General features: G+C 69.2%; 19 protein-coding genes. 9 read left to right on the top strand and 10 right to left on the bottom strand.

What is annotated here, in order from left to right:
• Positions 1-23 precede the first annotated feature (23 nt).
• The 6 genes from G432_RS09135 to purD form a co-directional block, all read right to left on the bottom strand.
• Positions 24-890: a zinc-ribbon domain-containing protein gene (locus G432_RS09135; protein WP_015458536.1), complete on the bottom strand. Its 867-nt coding sequence runs from the start codon at positions 888-890 to the stop codon at positions 24-26.
• A 151-nt stretch (positions 891-1,041) separates the two neighbouring features.
• Positions 1,042-2,676 (bottom strand): ATP-binding protein, encoded by a 1,635-nt coding sequence (locus tag G432_RS09130; RefSeq protein ID WP_413818447.1) that lies wholly within the window; start codon positions 2,674-2,676, stop codon positions 1,042-1,044.
• An 88-nt stretch (positions 2,677-2,764) separates the two neighbouring features.
• A complete protein-coding gene (locus G432_RS09125) occupies positions 2,765-3,529 on the bottom strand; it encodes a TIGR02186 family protein (protein WP_015458534.1) in 765 nt (254 codons plus the stop codon).
• On the bottom strand, positions 3,526-4,440 hold the full coding sequence (locus tag G432_RS09120) for a sulfite exporter TauE/SafE family protein (protein ID WP_015458533.1): 915 nt from the start codon (positions 4,438-4,440) through the stop codon (positions 3,526-3,528). The genes G432_RS09125 and G432_RS09120 overlap by 4 nt, the downstream gene beginning before the upstream one ends.
• Before the next feature lie 53 nt (positions 4,441-4,493).
• The gene (locus tag G432_RS09115; protein ID WP_015458532.1) at positions 4,494-4,997 is read right to left on the bottom strand and encodes a hypothetical protein; all 504 of its coding nucleotides are present in this window, start codon (positions 4,995-4,997) and stop codon (positions 4,494-4,496) included.
• 87 nt (positions 4,998-5,084) lie between these two features.
• On the bottom strand, positions 5,085-6,368 hold the full coding sequence (gene purD, locus G432_RS09110) for a phosphoribosylamine--glycine ligase (protein WP_015458531.1): 1,284 nt from the start codon (positions 6,366-6,368) through the stop codon (positions 5,085-5,087).
• Between purD and xseA the strand changes: the two genes are divergently transcribed.
• The 4 genes from xseA (at position 6,367) to G432_RS09090 (ending at position 9,634) form a co-directional block, all read left to right on the top strand.
• A complete protein-coding gene (xseA, locus tag G432_RS09105) occupies positions 6,367-7,800 on the top strand; it encodes an exodeoxyribonuclease VII large subunit (protein WP_015458530.1) in 1,434 nt (477 codons plus the stop codon). The two genes, purD and xseA, sit on opposite strands and share 2 nt — an antisense overlap.
• Positions 7,801-7,825: 25 nt before the next feature.
• The gene (locus tag G432_RS09100) at positions 7,826-8,026 is read left to right on the top strand and encodes a DUF2093 domain-containing protein (RefSeq protein ID WP_015458529.1); all 201 of its coding nucleotides are present in this window, start codon (positions 7,826-7,828) and stop codon (positions 8,024-8,026) included.
• A 44-nt stretch (positions 8,027-8,070) separates the two neighbouring features.
• Entirely contained in the window at positions 8,071-8,937 is an 867-nt protein-coding gene (locus G432_RS09095) for a M23 family metallopeptidase (RefSeq protein ID WP_187294055.1), read from the top strand.
• Between the two features lie 247 nt (positions 8,938-9,184).
• On the top strand, positions 9,185-9,634 hold the full coding sequence (locus tag G432_RS09090) for a DUF1003 domain-containing protein (RefSeq protein WP_015458527.1): 450 nt from the start codon (positions 9,185-9,187) through the stop codon (positions 9,632-9,634).
• Positions 9,635-9,662: 28 nt separating this feature from the next.
• On the opposite strand, the gene G432_RS09085 is transcribed toward G432_RS09090, so the two are convergent.
• Positions 9,663-10,037, bottom strand: coding sequence for a hypothetical protein (locus tag G432_RS09085; protein ID WP_015458526.1), 375 nt, complete (start codon positions 10,035-10,037; stop codon positions 9,663-9,665).
• A 52-nt stretch (positions 10,038-10,089) separates the two neighbouring features.
• Positions 10,090-11,013: an NAD-dependent epimerase/dehydratase family protein gene (locus G432_RS09080; protein WP_015458525.1), complete on the bottom strand. Its 924-nt coding sequence runs from the start codon at positions 11,011-11,013 to the stop codon at positions 10,090-10,092.
• Between the two features lie 196 nt (positions 11,014-11,209).
• On the opposite strand from G432_RS09080, the gene G432_RS09075 reads away from it, so the two are divergent.
• The 3 genes from G432_RS09075 (at position 11,210) to G432_RS09065 (ending at position 14,230) form a co-directional block, all read left to right on the top strand.
• On the top strand, positions 11,210-11,560 hold the full coding sequence (locus G432_RS09075) for a hypothetical protein (RefSeq protein WP_236626879.1): 351 nt from the start codon (positions 11,210-11,212) through the stop codon (positions 11,558-11,560).
• Positions 11,561-11,657: 97 nt separating this feature from the next.
• A complete protein-coding gene (locus G432_RS09070; RefSeq protein ID WP_015458523.1) occupies positions 11,658-13,676 on the top strand; it encodes a TonB-dependent receptor family protein in 2,019 nt (672 codons plus the stop codon).
• A 191-nt stretch (positions 13,677-13,867) separates the two neighbouring features.
• Complete coding sequence (locus G432_RS09065; protein WP_051128720.1) at positions 13,868-14,230, top strand: energy transducer TonB; 363 nt, start codon at positions 13,868-13,870, stop codon at positions 14,228-14,230.
• Here G432_RS09065 and G432_RS09060 read toward each other — a convergent pair.
• Complete coding sequence (locus G432_RS09060; protein WP_015458521.1) at positions 14,188-15,234, bottom strand: methyl-accepting chemotaxis protein; 1,047 nt, start codon at positions 15,232-15,234, stop codon at positions 14,188-14,190. The two genes, G432_RS09065 and G432_RS09060, sit on opposite strands and share 43 nt — an antisense overlap.
• Positions 15,235-15,392: 158 nt before the next feature.
• On the opposite strand from G432_RS09060, the gene G432_RS09055 reads away from it, so the two are divergent.
• Positions 15,393-15,944 (top strand): hypothetical protein, encoded by a 552-nt coding sequence (locus G432_RS09055; protein ID WP_015458520.1) that lies wholly within the window; start codon positions 15,393-15,395, stop codon positions 15,942-15,944.
• Between the two features lie 81 nt (positions 15,945-16,025).
• Entirely contained in the window at positions 16,026-17,600 is a 1,575-nt protein-coding gene (guaA, locus tag G432_RS09050; RefSeq protein ID WP_015458519.1) for a glutamine-hydrolyzing GMP synthase, read from the top strand.
• A 133-nt stretch (positions 17,601-17,733) separates the two neighbouring features.
• Here the strand turns inward: guaA and G432_RS24075 are convergent, their stop codons facing one another.
• Positions 17,734-18,015: a hypothetical protein gene (locus G432_RS24075; RefSeq protein WP_236626878.1), complete on the bottom strand. Its 282-nt coding sequence runs from the start codon at positions 18,013-18,015 to the stop codon at positions 17,734-17,736.
• Positions 18,016-18,237 lie beyond the last annotated feature (222 nt).

Genomic DNA, 18,237 nt, shown 5'->3' with positions numbered 1-18,237 from the left:
TTTGCTGCGCGGCCGGCGCCGCCTCAGCGGGTCGGCGCGTCCAGGCTGAGGTCCAGATTCTTGGCGTTCTGCGGCACGTCCAGCACCGCGCCGTTGAAGTCCACCGACTGGCCGGGCTGGAGCCGGGCGATCGGCCGGGCGATCGTCCAGGCGAAGACCACGCGATCCTGCGCATCCAGCAGGTTGGCGCGGATATCGGGCACGGGCTGCACCTGATCGGTGGGATTGGTGATCCGGCCGGTGACGGAAAACAGCTCGTTGCCGCTCGCCATCGGCCGCCTTTCCGGCGTGCGGGTGGATTCGATGATCAGCGGCACGCCTTCGGAGGCGCGGGCCAGGCCGATGCGCTGGGCGATGTCCGGCGGGCCGAAGGCGACCAGCGCGCCGGTGGCGGCCAGCATCAGCACGGCGGCGATCACCGCCACCAGCGTCCACAGCTTGGCCGGATTGCGCCGGGGCGTGAAGGGCGGCTGATGGGCGAAGGGATCGAAGCCGTCGGGCTCCGCCGCCGCCTCGTCCTCGCCATAGACGGTGACCGGATCGGCGGCGGGCGCATCGGCCGGCTCGGCTTGCGGCGCGCGGGCGCCGGCCGCGAAGGACGGGGGTGCCGCCGGTTCGGGCGCCGGCTCGCCGGGCGCAGCGGCTGCCGGAAAGGGGTGGGCGGCGGCGGCGGCAGGCTCATCCGCCCCCGCATCGCCGGCCGGCGCGGCTTCCGCCGCCGCCTGGGCCAGCACGGGTTCGGGGGCCGCCTCTTCCGGGGCGGCGAGCGCGGGCGCTTCCTGGAACCAGCTATGCCGGCAGGACGCGCAGCGCACCTGGCGTCCTTCCGGGCCGATAGCCGTGTCCGGAACCAGATAGCGGGTGTTGCAGGCTGGGCAGATCAGGATCATCGGGCGCTTGGTCTATGGTTGATGCCGCGTCGACTAGACACGTGCGAAGGGGCGCTGGCAAGCGGTTACAGCCGATCCGGCCGTGGTTCGCCCGGCACATCATGGCGCGCATGCCGGCCCCGTGGCCGGCCCGGCATGCCCTTGCCCGCGATTAGCGCCCCTGGCTGCGCCAGCGGCGGATGACGCGGCCGAGTATCTGGTCCTCCCCGCCCACCTGGGTCCACAGTTCGGAGAAGACCGGATCGGTGGAGGCGGGCCGCTTTTCCGGCTCCAGATCGTCCAGCGAGACGCGGATCGGGATGGCGACGCCCTCGCCGCAGATGATCGCCTCGCGGTTGCGCAGCGCCGGGATGGAATCGAGGAAGCCGCGCGCGCCTTCGGGCATGGCCGATTTCACATAGGCCTGGTCGCGATCATTGTTCAGGCGCATGGCGATGATGGTGCCGCACTGGGAAAGCACGCCTTCGGCGAGGTCCGACGGCCGCTGGGTGATGAGGCCCAGCGACACGCCATATTTGCGCCCTTCCTTGGCGATCCGTTCCAGGATGGTGCGCACGGAGGCGCCGGTCGTCACCCGGTCCGACGGGATGTAGCGGTGCGCTTCCTCGCAGACGAGCAGGATCGGCCGCTGCGCCTCGCCGCGCGACCAGATGGCATAATCGAACACCATCCGCGCCAGCACCGCGACGACGGTGGAGGTGATCTCGTTGGGCACGCCCGACACGTCGATGATCGAGATCGGCTTGCCATAGCCCGGCAGGCGGAAGATGCGCGACAGGAACTGCGCCATCGTATCGGCCACCAGCATGCCCGAGAACATGAAGGCGTAGCGCGGATCGGCCTTGATCTCGTCGATCTTGGTCTTGAGACGGAGATAGGGGGCGGTGCCGCCGGCCTTGTCCATCCGGCCCATTTCCGTCTGGATGATGTTGGACAGGTCCGAAAGCAGATAGGGCACGGGGCTGTCGACGGTCAGCTTGGAAATGCCCTCGGCCGCGCGGTTCTTGGCGCGGGCGGCGAGCAGGCACTTGGCGAGGATGTCGCGGTCCATCTGGCGTTCGGCGCCGGTGGAGGTGACGAACACCTCGGCATGTTCCTCGAAGTTCATCAGCCAATAAGGCATGGCGAGGTTGTCGACGTCGAAGATCTCGCCCGTGCCCTTGAAGGCGGCGGAATATTCGCCATGCGGGTCGATCATCACGATATGGCCTTCGGGCGCGCTGCGGCAGATGCGGTGCAGGATCAGCGCCGCCGAGGTTGACTTGCCGGTGCCGGTGGAGCCCAGCAGCGCGAAATGCTTGCCCAGCAGCGCATCGACGTAAAGCGCGCCGCGAATATCCTCGGTCGGGTAGATCGTGCCGATCTCGATATGGGCGCGTTCGTCCGCCGCATACATCTGCTTCATGTCCGCGCTCGACACCGGATAGACGCGGCTGCCGGGCGTGGGATAGCGGGTGACGCCGCGCCGGAAGTTGAGCAGCCGGCCGGTGAAGCGATCCTCCTCGCCCTCGCCCAGGAAATCGACATGGCCCAGGATCAGGTCGCTGTCCGCGTCGGCCAGGCGCAGCGCGCGGACATTGGCGATCAGCCAGCGCTGGCCCACGCGGATCTTCACCTGGCTGCCGACCTGGCCGGCCATGGCGATGCTGGGATCGGGATCGCTCTGCAACGATGCCAGCATCTGCCCGTCGAGGCTGATCTGCGAGGAGGAACCGGCGATCTCCATCAGCCGGCCGATCTCCACCGCGCCGTTGCCGGCCGCCCGCTCCACGGGGCGGAATCCCATCGCCATATCGTTCATGCAGCCCCTGCCTTCGCTAGCCAACGGCGCGGACGATAAGAGGCAAAGGATTAAGAAAGTCGGATATTGCGGATCACTTCTTGCGGAAGGCCGCGGCGGCCGCCCAGCCCAGCGCCACCGATACCGCCACCGCGACGAGGCCGTAGGTGAAGGACCAGCGATCGGCGACGATGGCGACGAAGCGTTCGAAGCCGGACTTGTCGATCTCGATCTCGCGGGTGGCGGCGGCGACCACCCGGCCGTCCTGGATCAGGAAGGTCTCGGCGGTATAGCTGCCCACCGGCACGCGCGCCGGGATGGCGATGCGGGCGCGGTAGAGCACGCCCTCGCTCACCTCCACGCCGTCCGGGCTTTCGACATAGAGGCCGCCGCGCCGCTTGAGATCGACCAGCCCCGCCTCGAACCGGCGCTGCGCCTCGGGCGTCTCGCCGCTGGCCGGGGAAAGCTGGATGTTGCGGAGGCCGAGTTCGTAGATGGCGGCGGTGCGATCGTCCACCAGCCCCTTCAGCGGCCGGGAGGATGCGACCGCGTAGAAGGCCGGCACCGATCGGAAACGCGCATTTTCGGCATTCATCCAGACGCCGGCGATCTTCTGCTTCTCGCGCAGCACGATCGGTTCGGCGGGGCCTTTCACCACCACCACCACGTCGGCCGGCTTTTCGGGCGCGCGGCCGCCGGGATAGACGATCGCGCCGAACAGCAGCAGTTCCGCGCCGGTGAAGCTGTAGATGATGTCGATCCGCCGCTGCGACACGTCCGGCACCAGCGACGGCTTGGCGGCGGCGCCCAGCAGCAGCGCGATCAGGGGCAGGAGGATGAGGGCGGCGCGGCGCTTCATAGCGGCTGGATCGTGTAGATCTCGTCCGGCCGCCAGCCGAGGCCCAGCGCCATCCGCACCGCCACCGCCAGCACGATGCCGGCAAGTGCCAGGCGCAGCCATTCGGGTCGCACCTTCATGGCGAAGCGGGTGCCGAGTTGCGCGCCCACGACGCTGCCGATCAGCAGCAGCACCGCCAGCACGATATCCACCGCCTTGGTGGTGGTGGCATGCACCAGCGTGGTGGCGGCGGTGACGAACAGGATCTGGAAGGAGGATGTGCCGACGACCACGCGCGTCGACATGCCGAGCAGGTAGATCAACGCCGGCACCAGCACGAAGCCGCCGCCGACGCCGAGCAGCACGGTGAGCAGGCCGGTGCCGAAGCCCAGCAGCAGCGGCGCGATCGGCGAGATGTAGAGCCCCGATCGATAGAAGCGCCAGCGCATCGGCAGGGCCGCGACCAGCGGATTGTGGCGGCGCTGGCGCGGCGGGGCGGCGGCCTTGCCCCACAGCACGGCGATGCTCTGCGCGGCCTCGCGCGCCATCAATATGCCGATGCTGCCCAGCAGCAGGACATAGAGGATGCCGACGACGGTATCGATCTGGCCGCTGTCCTGCAGCGCGCGGAAGGCATAGCCGCCGGTGATCGATCCCAGCGCGCCGCCTGCCACCAGCACCCAGCCCATCTGGAAATCCACGCCCTGCCGGCGGTGATGGGCGAGGACGGCGGATACGCTGGCGCCGGTGATCTGGGTGGCGGAGGAGGCGACCGCGACGGCGGGCGGAATGCCGTAGAAGATCAGCAACGGCGTGGTGAGGAAGCCGCCGCCCACCCCGAACATGCCCGAAAGGATGCCCACCAGCCCGCCCAGGCCGATGATGACGATGATGTTCACCGACAGGCCGGCAATGGGCAGGTAAAGGTCCATGCCCCCCGCTAGCCGATTTCGCCGTTCAGGTCATGTGCCAAGGCGGCGGAAGATCAGCCTAGCTTGCCGAACCTGGCCTCGAATCCGGGGATGTCGCCGATGGAGAGCAGCCGGGCCTGCTCGATCCACTGGTCGCGCCGCAGCCGGCCGGCGAAATTGCCCATGGCGGCATCCACCTTGTCGATCTGCGCCGGGGTGAGGGCGGCGAGCTGCGAATATTGGGTGATGCCGAGGCCGTTCAGCACGGACTGCGCCTTGGGGCCGAGGCCCTTCAGGCGGGTGAGGTCGTCCGGCGGATTGGGGGTGGTGTCGATACCCAGGAACTGGCCGGCGATATCGGCGGTGGCGATGGCGGCCGCATCGGTCACGCGATCATGATGCGGCTCGGCTCTGGGCGCGGGGGCTGCCGGCGGCGGGGCGGCGGGGGCGATCTTGGACGGTTCGGACGTCGGCGGCTCGATCGTTCCCGTGGCCTGCCGGCGCCCGCGCAGGACGAAGAATATGGCAAGGGCGGCGAGGATGACCGCGCCGATCGCGACCAGGAAATAATTGTCCATATGCTTCTCCGTCCCTTCCGCCTTCCGCCTTCCGCTGCCTACGCTACCGTAACGAACGCCGCGCGGCCATCGCCGTTCCGTGCGCGGCTATTGCCCCTGCCGTTCACGCGCCACCTCGCGCCAGCCGATGTCGCGGCGGCAGAAGCCGGTGGGGAAGCGGATCGCATCCACCGCGCGATAGGCGGCGGCCTGCGCCTCCGCCACGGTGCTGCCCGTGGCGGTGACGTTCAGCACGCGCCCGCCATTGGCGACGATCCCGCCGTCGCGGATCGCGGTGCCGGCGTGGAACACCTTGGCGCCGCCGGCCTCGGCCGCGTCGATGCCCTCGATCGTGCCGCCCTTCTCCGGCGTGCCGGGATAGCCGTTGGCCGCCATCACCACGGTCAGCGCCACCGCGTCGGAAAGCCTGGGCGGGGCGGTTTCGCCCAGCCGCCCCTCGGCCACGCGGAGCATCAGCTCCAGCAGGTCGCCTTCCAGCCGCATCATCAGCACCTGGCATTCGGGATCGCCGAAGCGGGCATTATATTCGATCAGCTTGGGGCCTTCGGCCGTCAGCATCAGCCCGGCATAGAGCACGCCCGAATAAGGCGTGCCGGCGGCCGCCATCGCCCGCACGGTCGGCTCGACGATCTCGGCCATGGCGCGCGCCTCCAGCGCCGGGGTCAGCACCCGGGCCGGGCTGTAGGCGCCCATGCCGCCGGTGTTGGGGCCGGTATCGCCTTCGCCCACCCGCTTGTGATCCTGGGCGGAGCCGAAGGGCACCACCGCCTTGCCGTCGGTCAGCGCGAAGAAGCTCGCTTCCTCGCCGGTCAAGAATTCCTCGATCACCACCTCGGCCCCGGCCTCGCCGAAGCCGCCGTCGAACATGTCGGCGATCGCCGCCTCGGCGGCGGCGGCATCCTCGGCGATCACCACGCCCTTGCCGGCGGCCAGCCCGTCCGCCTTGATGACGACCGGCAGGCCGAAGCGGGCGAGGCCCGCGCGCGCGGCATCGGCATCGGTGAAGCGGGCATAAGCGGCGGTGGGGATATTCTCCCTCGCGCAGAGATCCTTGGTGAAGCCCTTGGACCCTTCAAGCTGCGCGGCGGCGGCATCGGGGCCGAACACCAGCACGCCGTTCTCGCGCAGCAGATCGCCCACGCCAGCCACCAGCGGCGCCTCCGGCCCGATCACGACCAGGCCGATATCCATGTCGCGGGCGAAGGCCAGCACGGCATGGGGGTGGGCCGGATCGATCGGCACCAGCTCGGCATGTTCGGCTATTCCCGGATTGCCCGGCGCGGCGTAAAGCTTGGTCAGCTTCGGCGATTGTGCGAGCTTCCATGCCAGCGCATGCTCGCGCCCGCCAGAACCCAGCAACAGGACTTTCATGAGCGATCTTCCCTTCGAACCTCAGCGGCTGTTAGCCGAGGAGGCGCCCGGCGACAATTCGCCGGCGATGAGCGTGTCCGAGCTTTCGGGCGCGCTCAAGCGCAGCGTGGAGGAACGGTTCGGCCATGTCCGCGTGCGCGGCGAGATTTCCGGCTTCAAGCGGGTCGCCTCCGGCCATTGCTATCTGGCGCTGAAGGACGACAAGGCCGTGATCGACGGCGTGATCTGGAAGGGCACCGCCGGCGGCCTCGCCTTCCGGCCGGAGGACGGGATCGAGGTGGTGGCCACCGGCCGGCTCACCACCTATCCGGGCCGTTCCAAATATCAGATCGTCATCGAACGGATGGAGCTGGCCGGGCAGGGCGCGCTGATGCAACTCCTTGACCAGCGGCGCCGGGCGCTCGCGGCCGAAGGGCTGTTCGATCGCGATCGCAAGCAGCCTTTGCCTTTCCTGCCGGGCGTGATCGGCGTCGTCACCTCGCCCACCGGCGCCGTGATCCGCGATATCCTCCACCGGCTGGAGGATCGCTGTCCCACCCGCGTCGTCGTCTGGCCGGTGCTGGTGCAGGGCGAGGGCGCGGCCGATCAGGTGGCCGCCGCCGTGCGCGGATTTGACGCCATGGCGCCGGATGGGCCGGTGCCGCGCCCCGATCTCGTCATCGTCGCGCGCGGCGGCGGATCGATCGAGGATCTCTGGGCCTTCAACGAGGAAGCGGTGGTGCGCGCGGTCGCCGGCTGCTCGATCCCGGTGATCTCGGCCGTGGGGCATGAAACGGATACCACGCTGTGCGATTTCGCCGCCGACGTCCGCGCGCCGACCCCCACCGCCGCCGCCGAGATGGCGGTGCCGGTGCGCGGCGACCTGCTATCCGGCCTGCGCGAGCTTGGCGTGCGCGCCGCGCGCTGCGCCAACCGCTATCGCGAGCGCGCGGGCGAGCGGCTGGAGGCGACGGCCAGGCGGCTGCCCGCGCCCGATCGGCTGCTCGGCCCGCAGCAGCAGCGGATGGACGATCTCGGCGAACGCCTGCCGCGCGGGCTTTCGCGCCGGCTGGCGGTGGCGCGCGGCGATCTCGCCCATGCTGCGGGCGCGCTCCGCCCCCCGCTCCTGAAGGCGCGGCTGGCGCGGGCCGGCGAGCGGCTGGCGGCGGTGCGTTTCCGCCCGGCGCTGATCGAGGCGCGGCTGGCCGATGCCGAGGCGCAGGTCCAGCGGCTGTGGCGGCTGGCGGAAGGGCTCAACCCCGAACGGCCGCTCGCCAAGGGCTATGCCTGGGTCGGCCGGCGCGGCGGCGGGGTGGTGACGACGGCGGCGCAGGCCAAGGCGGCCGGCGCGCTGACGCTCCATTTCGCCGACGGCACCGTGGACGCACGGGTTGAGCGGGGCGGCCGGCCATCCTATTCTCCGGAAGAACCCGAACAGCCGAGCCTGCTCTGATGCGGGCCAGAGGAACCAAGATCCCATGTTGATGTCGCACGCCAACCGCCCCGCCCGGCTGCATTATATGGCCAATAATTTCCGCGTGCTCACGTCGGGCGATCATGTCGTCTGCGCGGTCTCGGGCGAGAAGATCCCGCTCGACAATCTGCGTTACTGGAGCGTGGCGCGGCAGGAAGCCTATGCCAGCGCGGAGATTTCGACCCAGGCGGCGCTTTCCGCGTGATCCCGGCCGGCGCCGCGCGACGGCTGCTTTCCCTCGCTGCGGCGCTGCCGCCCGCTTTCCTTCTCGTCGGCTGCGTGCCCGCCGCCCCGCCGCCCGCCCCGGCGGCGGCCGAACCGGCGCCGCCACCGCCCCCGGTCGCGCCGCTGTCCGGCCAGTTCCAGTACCAGGGCGAGTTCCGCCAGGGCGGGCTCGTCACCGGCACCGCGCCCGAAGGCACGGCGGTGCTGCTGCTCGATGGCCGGCCGCTGGCGATGGCGCCGGACCGGCGCTTCATCATCGGCTTCGGTCGCGACCACGGCCCGGCCGCGACGCTGGAGGCGCGGGGCGCCGATGGATCGGTGCTGCGCCGCCCGCTTGCGATCGCGCCGCGCCGATGGGACGTGCAGTCGCTTCCCACCCTGCCGCGCGGCACCACGCCGACGCCGGAATTCCTGGCCCGTCGCAAGGGGGAACTGGCGCAGATCGACGCCGCCCGCGCCGTCCAGTCCGCCACCGATGGCTGGCGCCAGCGTTTCCAATGGCCGGTGACGGGGCGGATCAGCGGCGTCTTCGGATCGCAGCGCATCTATGCGGGCGAGCCGGGGGCCTTCCATTCGGGCGTGGACGTGGCCCGCCCCACCGGCACGCCGGTGGTGGCGCCGGCGGACGGCGTGGTGATCCTGGCGGCGGCCGCGCCCTTCACGCTGGAGGGCAATCTGCTGATGATCGATCACGGCATGGGGCTGAACAGCGCCTTCCTCCACCTTTCCCGCATCGACGTGAAGGTCGGCCAGCGCGTGTCGCGCGGCCAGCTTGTCGGCGCGATCGGCGCCACCGGCCGCGCCACCGGCCCGCACCTCCACTGGAGCATGAAGTGGCAGGACGAACGGATCGATCCCGCCCCGCTCGCCGGGCCGATGCCGGCGGAGTGAAAGCGGGGCATCGCCCCTCTGCCGACATGACGAAAGTTTAATCCCCGCCGGGATTGACCCTCCGGCACGGCGGGATCATGTCGCGCCCACGGCCCGCATGGGGCGGAGCCGTTTCGTCGAGGTCCCCGATCAGGGTCATGTCCAGCAACGATCATAGTCGATCGACCGTGCCGCAAGGGCCGTCGCTGAGCTGACTCCGGCTCACGCGCGCGATGGGCCTTGCGGCCGGTCGCAAGCGAGGTGAGCCATGAACAACGCGATCCGTTTCTTCGCATTCCATCTGCGTCGCGCCCAGCCGCAGCGCGATCCCAACGAACTGTTCAACGAAGGGCTCACCTTCGGCGAACGGCTGGCCGACAGGGTTGCCGCGGTCGGCGGCTCCTGGGGCTTCATCATCGGTTTCTGCCTGTTCCTGGCGGGCTGGGCGGCGATCAACACCGTCGTGCTCGTCGCGCACGCCTTCGATCCCTTTCCCTTCATCTTCCTCAACCTGATGCTGTCGATGCTGGCCGCGCTGCAGGCGCCGATCATCATGATGAGCCAGAACCGCCAGGCCGCGAAGGACCGGCTGGAAGCGCGGCTGGATTATGAGACCAACCAGCGCGCCGAGGCGCAGATCGCCCTGCTTTATGAGGAGGTGCTGGCGGTGAAGGACCAGCTTCGCCTGCTTTCGGAACGGGCGGTCGAACGCGCCTGAAGGCGGCCGCCGGGGCGGTATCGCGATGTCAGCGCGAACCGCCCCGCGCCAGCCGTCCGCCCAGCGAGCCCAGCAGCGGCAGCGAGGCGAGGAAGGCCAGATGATACCAGGCCGGAAAGCGCTGCCACAGCATGTAATGGATGGGGAGGAACATGAGGAGGAGGATCGCGCCGGCGATCGCCGCCGCCCGCACGCCGCCGATCCGGGCGGCGATGAAGCCGCTGCCGATCGAGCTGGCCGCGCTCACCAGCAGCCGCGCGGCCATCATCGCCAAGGTGAAGGCCATTGCCTTCTCCACGGCGGCATAATCCGGCCAGCCGTGGCGCAAGGCGAGGTTCAGCAGCGTCGCAAGAACGAACCAGCCCAGGATGCCGGCTGCCGTGCCGCCAATCAGCCTCGCCATGGCCTTCTCCCCTGAAAGCAAGCGCCGCCGATATTAGCAGATCGCCGGGGCTTCAGGCAGGCGCCTTCAGCGCATCGGGGGCCAGCGCCCGGATCATGCGGCGGATGCCGTCCCGCCAGTCCACCCTGGTCTCGCCGATCAGCGCGTGCATCCGGGCGGTATCGATCGAAAGCGCGCCGAAGGCGGCATTGTCCTGCTGGAAGACGGGGGTGAAGCCGGTCAGCTCGCCGATATAGGCGCACCATTCCTCCACGCTCGCCGCCTGCGATCCGCCGAAATTGGTGGTCGTCACCTCGGTCGTGGCGGCGCCCAGCAGATAGGGGATCTTCTCGACATAATCGTCGACGTGGAGCGGGTTGTAGAGGTTTGGGCCTTCCGGGTGGATCGCGATCGGCACGCCGTTCTGCATCATCAGCAGATGATACCAGGGCCAGCCGCCATTATCGCCATAAGGCACGCTCATCCGCGCGATGGTGGTGGGCACGGCATAGGTCTTGGCGGCGAAGCGGCAGACCGATTCCGCCGCGATCTTGGCGATCGAATAGGTCGGGAACATCGACCGGTGATTGTCGCCCAGCGGATCGCTCTCCTTGCGCGGCGTCGGCCCCTCATAGGCATAGACGCCGGTGGTGGAGATGTGGAGGAAGGCCTTGGCATTCCGGCATTTGGCGATCAGGAAGCCGACGCCCTCGGCATTTTCCTTCAGGTCGCGATCGAAATCGCCGGTCTTGGCGACGGCGGCGTTGACGACATAATCCACCTCGGGAAGCGCATCCAGGCTGGCGGGATCGGAAAGGTCGATCCGCACCGGCGTCGCGCCCATCGCCTCGATCTCGGCCCGATCCTCCGCCTTGCCGAAGCGGGCGGCGGCATAGACCTTCGCCTTGCCGGCATAAGCGGCCACCAGCGGCCTGGCGAACTGGCCGGTGGCTCCGGTGATGAGGATGCTCTTTCCTTCGATATCGGCCCGCTGCATGGCTTCCGCTCCCGTCCTGTCGTGATTTTGGGGAAGCTAAGCCCGGCCCGATCGCGGCCACAAGATAGCGGGCGCTGTTCGCGGCCGTCCGGACCATGCCTGTCCCGATGGGTGGACGGCGGCGGCGGGATGGACTAGGCCGCCGGCCATGCGGGGCAGGGGATCAGCAAGGGGCACCTTCCGCGGCGAGATCGCCGTGGCGCTCCTGCTGCTGGCGCTCGCCATGCGCGTGCTGGTGCCGGCGGGCTGGATGCCTTCGGTCGACGGCCGCGCCATCACGCTCTGCACCGGCACCGGCGCCGTCGAAGCCTGGGTGGCCGATGACGGCACCATCCACAAGAAGGCGCCCGGCGAAACCGGCAAGGGCGCCGAACCCTGCGTTTTCGCGGGGCTGGGCGCGGCATTGCTCACGCCCGATCTGCCGGTCGCGCCGCCGGTCCTGTTCGCGGCGCCCGTCGCGGCCGTCCTTGCCGTTCCCGCCGTCGCCATCGGCCGGGGCCTCGCCGCCCCGCCACCGCCGCCCACCGGGCCGCCCACCATCCGCTGATGTCCGTCACCGCCGTGGGCGCGCGCCGTTGCGCGGCTCCATGGTCCTATCGGCTGGGCGCCGCCTTTCGCGCGCGCCCGGAAATCAGGGATATTCCATGTCTTTTTCTTCCCGCGCGGCCGGCCGCGCGTCTCTGCTCGCCATCGCCGCCATTATCGCCACGCCCGCTCTTGCCGAGGATGAGGGCGATCGCGGCACCATCATCGTCACCGCCGCTTCCGCCATCGCCGATGCCAGGGCCGATGTCGCCCGCGTGCCGGGCGGCAGCGGCGTGGTGCCGGCCGCCGATTTCGAGGATCGGCTGGCCGTATCGCTGCGCGATGCGCTGGCCTTCGCGCCCGGCGTCTACACCCAGCCGCGCTTCGGGCAGGAGGTGCGGATATCGGTGCGCGGCTCCGGCCTCAGCCGCGGCTATCATATGCGCGGGCTGATGCTGTTCCAGGATGGCGTGCCCATCAACCTCGCCGACAATAATGGCGATTTCCAGGAACTCGATCCGCAGGTCTTCCAGCATATCGAAATCTTCCGGGGCGCCAACGCGCTGCGGCTGGGATCGTCCACGCTGGGCGGCGGCATCAATGCGGTCACGCCCACCGGCCGGTCCGCGCCGGGGGTGGAGATGCGGGTGGACGGCGGCAGCTTCGGCACCGTGCGCGGCAAGGTCGCCGCCGGCTTCGCGACGGAACGGGCGGATGCCTGGTTCGCGCTCACCGGCGATCGTTCCGATGGCGACCGCGATCATGCCGATCGCAGGGCCGTCCGCTTCAATGGCAATGTCGGCATCCGGCTGGACGACCGGATCGAAACGCGCTTCTACGCCAGCGTCAACAATATCGACCAGAAGCTGCCCGGCGCGCTCGCCATGGCGGATGCGCTGGACCATCCGAAGCAGGCGGCCGCATCCAGCCTTGCGGGCGATCAGGCGCGCAACCTGGATTCGCTTCGCCTCCAGAACCGCACCACCGTCGATCTCGGCTCTGCCAGCCTCGCCTTCGGCGGCTATTGGAACGTCAAGGAACTGGTCCATCCGATCTATGAGCTGATCGACCAGAAATCGCAGGATCGCGGGCTTTTCGCCCGGATCGACTGGGCGGGCACCCTGGCGGGCCTACCGGTCGAGGCGGTGATCGGCACCACCGCGCGCTTCGGCACGGTGGCGGCGCGGCAATATCGCAATGTCGCCGGCAAGCGCGGCGCGCAGACCGCCGATGCGCGGCAGACGGCGACGACGATCGACAGCTATGGCGAGCTTCGGATCGCGCCGATGCCCGGCCTCTGGCTGATCGCCGGGGGCGTGCAGACCCATGGGGAGCGCAAGATCGCCAACCATATGGCGCCGGCCCGCAGCGGGGACGCCGATTTCGATGCCTTCGCGCCCAAATTCGGCCTGTTGTGGGAAGCGCGGCCCGACGTGCAGGTCTATGCCAATTACAGCCGCTCGGTGGAATTGCCGGGCTTTGCCGAGCTGGCCCAGGCCCCCTTTGGCGGCGCGCCCGGCTTCGTCGATCTCGATCCCCAGCGCGCCTGGACGATCGAGGTCGGCACGCGCGGCCGGATCGGCATCGCGGCATGGGATATCAGCCTCTACCGCGCCGACGTGAAGGGGGAGATGCTGCAATTCACCACCTCGCAGGATATTCCCGCCGCCACCTTCAATGCCGACAAGACCCGCCATCAGGGGATCGAGGCGTCGCTGGAACTGGATCTCGCCCCCTGGGCGCGGCTGCGGCAGGCCTATCAGCTCAACGATTTCCGTTTCCGCCATGACGCCATCTACGGCGGCAATCGCTTGCCGGTGGTGGCGAAGCACCTCTATCGCGCCGATCTCCGCCTGGGCACGGATCGCCTTTCCGTCACCCCCAATGTCGAATGGCTGCCGCAGGGGGCGTGGGCGGATTATGGGAACGGCACCCGCACGGGCGGCTATGCGCTGATCGGCCTTGGCGCCGAAGCCGGGCTCCGCGACGGGATCACCCTGTTCCTCGACGCCCGCAACCTCGCGAACAGGCACGCCATCGGCGACATCTCCGCCGTGGTGCAGGCGACCGACGCCGCGGCCATCTATTATCCGGTCGAACGCCGCGCCTTCTACGGCGGCGTCAGGGCGCGGTTCTAGGTGCGGGGCCGGCCCGGCGGGATCGTCGCGGCGGCGTTGCCATTGCGGCGATCGCCGCCGGATATCCGGCGGAGGGGGACGCATGAGGGCGATATTCGGCATCATTGCGGGTTGCCTGCTCTTGCCGGCTTCGGCTCGGGCGGCAATCGCCGGACATCGCGACGTCGCCGAAGGCCACGGGCAATCCCGGCATGTGGGTGACGACGGATGATCTGCCCCGCGGTCTCCTGGCTCGGGAGGAGATCGCCGTCTCCCGGATGGTGCTCACGATTTCCGCCAAGGGGCGGATCACCGGCTGCGTGGTGCCGACGCCGAGCCAGCATCCCGAGCTGGATCGGCATGCCTGCGCCCCGACGATGAAGCGCGGCCGCTACAAGCCCGCCCGCGATGGAGCCGGCAATCGCGTGGAGAGCACCGATTCCCGCACCGTCCGCTGGCAGGTTCGGAAGGACTGGCAGCCGGGGTTCGGACAAGACAAATGCCGGCGGAGTTCCCCAACTCCGCCGGCACCTCAGGCGGCGATTCTCTGCCCGTCGCCCGCGATGGCGGCCTGAACCTCCGCCTCGGTCATAAGTCGTTGCTCGATCACGCAGTGCAGGCTCAGCCCGTCGCCCGGCGCGGAGCGCGCATGGGCGATGATCGCGTCGTCTTGCGAGGACAGGCCGATCGGCCGGCTGGCGTCCACCGCCATCGCCTCGCCGAAGCGCGCGCCCCAGGAGGAGGCGACCACGCGGCCCTGGTCGTCGACCAGGCTCACCCGGCGGCGGCCATTGTCCGCCGTGTCCATGCCGCCGATATGCTCGCCGATTTTCCGTTCCCAATCATATTCCAGATAGAGCACGCCCATCGCCGGGCCTTCGCGCTCCGGATCGGCGCGGATGCCGGCTGCGAAGATCAGCACGGCCTGATGGTCCGACCAGGGATTCTGCCACACCTCGTCGGTGAACCAGTCGTCCGACCGGCGGCTGGCCATCGCCTTGCGGAACTGCGGCGCCTCGCGCACGTCGGCGGCCTGCACGCGGGCCTCCTCGTCGGCGGAAAGGAAGATGCGGCCTTCGGCATTGGCGACGAAGGCGTTCAGATAATCGCTGGAATAGCGCATCAGCCCCCGCAGCCGGGCATTGGCGGCGGCCGCCTTTTCGGGCGACGGGTCCGCCACCGCCGCGATCACCGCCGGATCGGTGGCGAGCATGCGCAGGTCGCTGCTGCGGGCCTGGATGGTGCGGCCGACATTGTAGATGATCGCTTCGGCCAGATCGACGAGGCGTGCGCCCTCGATCTCGGCCACCATCTCGTCGGCGATGCCGGCCGCCTTGGCCAGCCGGTCGAGCACCTCGGCCCGGAAGGCGAGCGAACTGGCCCGCGCCTGGTTGGCGAGCGCCTTCACCTCCTGCGCCACCACGGAGAAGCCGCGTCCCGCCTCGCCCGAACGCGCCGCCTCGATCGTGGCGTTGAGCGCGAGCAGGTTCGTCCGGCCGGCAAGCCGGGCGCTTTCGGTCGCATAAAGCTGCACTTCATCGCGAAGCGAGGCGAGGAGCGAGCGGATCCGTCTGGGCATAAGGCGCGATTCCGAAATGTTATTTCCCGATCGCTAGGATGAAGTGGTTAATAAAACGTCGTTCCGGGCGAAATAGTCGGGCCGTCCCCCCGCCCGCCGTTCATCGCGTTGACAGCGCGGCTGGGCTAGAAGCGCCCGATCAACGGGATGAAATGACGATGGCGAGAATCAAGGCGGTGATCGGATTGGGCGTGGCGGCGGCGATGCTGGCGACGTCGATGCCGGCAATGGCGCGGCCGGGACATGGCTGGGGCTATCCGCGCCCCGGCTACGGCCATGGCGGCGGCTATCGCCATCATCGCGGCAACGGATTCGATTTCGGCGATTTCCTGCTGGGCGCCGTCGTGGCCGGCGGCATCGCGGCGGTCGCCACCAACGGCTTCGGCACGCGCGATTCGAATCGCGACGATGGCGATGCGGATTGGAACGGCGATCGCGGCCGCGGCCAGGCCGATGACCGCGCCGATACCGCCGCGCAGGATGAGGCGGCCGATGCCTGTGCGGCGGCGGCCGAACGGCAGGCGGGCCGCATCTCCACCGATGCCCGCGTCACCGATATCAGCCGGGTGAGTCGCGACGGTGAGGGCTGGCAGGTGCAGGGCGTGGTGGAGACCGGGCCTGCCGCCGCCGATCGCCGCAGCTTCCTGTGCGGCGCGCGCGCCGGCCAGGTCGATTTCGTCCAGCTGGGCAACGAGCTGGCGATCCGCTGACGCCACCCGCCTGCGTGCGGCCGGCGCCCGGCGCGGGCGCAACGGCTGGACAGCGGCGGGCCATATCTTTATCGCGCGGCCATGACAGCCCATTCCACCGCCCATCCCAGTGACTGCATCCTGATCGTCGATTTCGGCAGCCAGGTGACGCAGCTCATCGCCCGCCGGGTCCGCGAGGCCGGCGTCTATTCCGAAATCGCGCCGTTCAACGCGGCGGCCGAGGCTTTCGAACGGCTGAAGCCAAGGGGCATCATCCTGTCCGGCGGCCCGGCCTCGGTTGCCGAGATGGGCAGCCCGCGCGCGCCCCAGCATTTCTTTGAGGCCGGCATCCCCATCCTCGGCATCTGCTACGGCCAGCAGACGATGTGCGCGCAGCTCGGTGGATCGGTGTCGCCATCGTCCGACAATCGCGAATTCGGCCGCGCCTTCATCGAGGTGACGAAGGAATGCGGCCTGTTCAACGGCCTGTGGAAGGAAGGCGAGCGCCATCAGGTGTGGATGAGCCATGGCGACAAGGTCGATGCGCTGCCGGCGGGCTTCGTGCCGGTCGCCGCATCGGAAGGCGCGCCCTTCGCCGTTACGGCGGATGAGAGCCGCCGCTTCTACGGCGTGCAGTTCCACCCGGAGGTCGTCCACACGCCCGACGGCGCCAAGCTGATCGCCAATTTCGCCCGCCATGTCTGCGGGCTGGCCGGCGACTGGACGATGGCCGAGTTCCGCGCGGCCAAGATCGCCGAGATTCGCGAACAGGTGGGTTCGGGCAAGGTGATCTGCGGCCTTTCCGGCGGCGTCGATTCGGCGGTGGCGGCGGTGCTGATCCACGAGGCGATCGGCGATCAGCTCACCTGCGTGTTCGTCGATCATGGCCTGATGCGGATGGGCGAGGCCGATCAGGTCGTCAGCCTGTTCCGCGAGCATTATCACATCCCGCTCGTCCACGTGAACGCGGAGACGCTGTTCCTCTCCGGCCTCAAGGGCGAGACGGACCCGGAAAAGAAGCGCAAGTTCATCGGCAAGACCTTCATCGACGTGTTCGAGGAGGAAGCCCGCAAGATCGGCGGCGCCGAATTCCTGGCGCAGGGCACGCTCTATCCCGATGTGATCGAAAGCGTCTCCTTCACCGGCGGGCCTTCGGTGACGATCAAGAGCCACCACAATGTCGGCGGCCTGCCCGAACGCATGAACATGAAGCTGGTCGAGCCGCTGCGCGAGCTGTTCAAGGATGAGGTCCGCGCGCTGGGCCGCGAGCTTGGCCTGCCGGAGATCTTCGTCGGCCGCCACCCCTTTCCGGGGCCGGGCCTCGCCATCCGCATCCCCGGCGAAGTGACCAAGGAACGCTGCGACATCCTGCGCAAGGCCGACGCCATCTATCTCGAGGAAATCCGCGCCGCCGGCCTCTACGACGCGATCTGGCAGGCCTTCGCCGTGCTGTTGCCGGTGAAGACGGTGGGCGTGATGGGCGACGGGCGCACCTACGACTCGGTCTGCGCGCTCCGCGCCGTCACCTCGACGGACGGCATGACCGCCGACATCTATCCCTTCGACGCATCCTTCCTCGCCCGCGTCGCGACCCGCATCGTCAACGAGGTCCAGGGCATCAACCGCGTCACCTACGATTACACCTCCAAGCCCCCCGGCACGATCGAGTGGGAGTGACGCGGATCGGGCGGGTGTCCGGTGGACATCCGCCCCCGCCACTCGGCGGCGCAAGTCGCCGTGGGAAGGCAAGGGAGTAAGGCGGATGTCCTCGGTGGCGTCCGCGCTCGCATCCTTCAGCGGAGCTATTCGATCAGGCCAGCAGCGGCGTCGGCACGCCAAGAGCGGGACCGGCTTTGGCAAGCCCATGGTCGAGCGTGTGGACGGTGGCGCTGTTCGGCCAACCAGGCTGCACATGCGGTGTCATTGCTTCGTTGGAGAGCGCTGCGACGATCAGCGACGTATCGAGATGAAGCATCGATAGCGGTCGCCGTCCCGCATCGCCCACCAGATTGACCGCCTTCTGGGATTTCGGCATCCCGGCCGTCGGGGATCGCAGCGCGGCGGCGTCGATCCGCTTGCGCGGTCTGGCCACGGCGGTGAGCCGTGCCACCGGCCTGCCGCGCCGGGTAATGTCGATCGAATCCCCGCTTCCACCCGGTCGACGAGTTCGCTCAGATGGGCCTTGGCATCCGCCAGACTGATCGTGTCCGTGCCATGTTCTCGACCATGTAGATGGTCATAAAAGGCATTCGGACCCCAGTTTTCAACGGCGCCGCGCACTGGCGCTGCCGCCAAGCCCCGCATTGCCTTTGCC

The organism is Sphingomonas sp. MM-1 (genome assembly GCF_000347675.2).
Classification (GTDB): Bacteria; Pseudomonadota; Alphaproteobacteria; order Sphingomonadales; family Sphingomonadaceae; genus Sphingomonas_E; species Sphingomonas_E fennica.
Note: the sequence above shows the minus strand (reverse complement) of the source record. Positions and strands in the feature narration are given on the sequence as shown.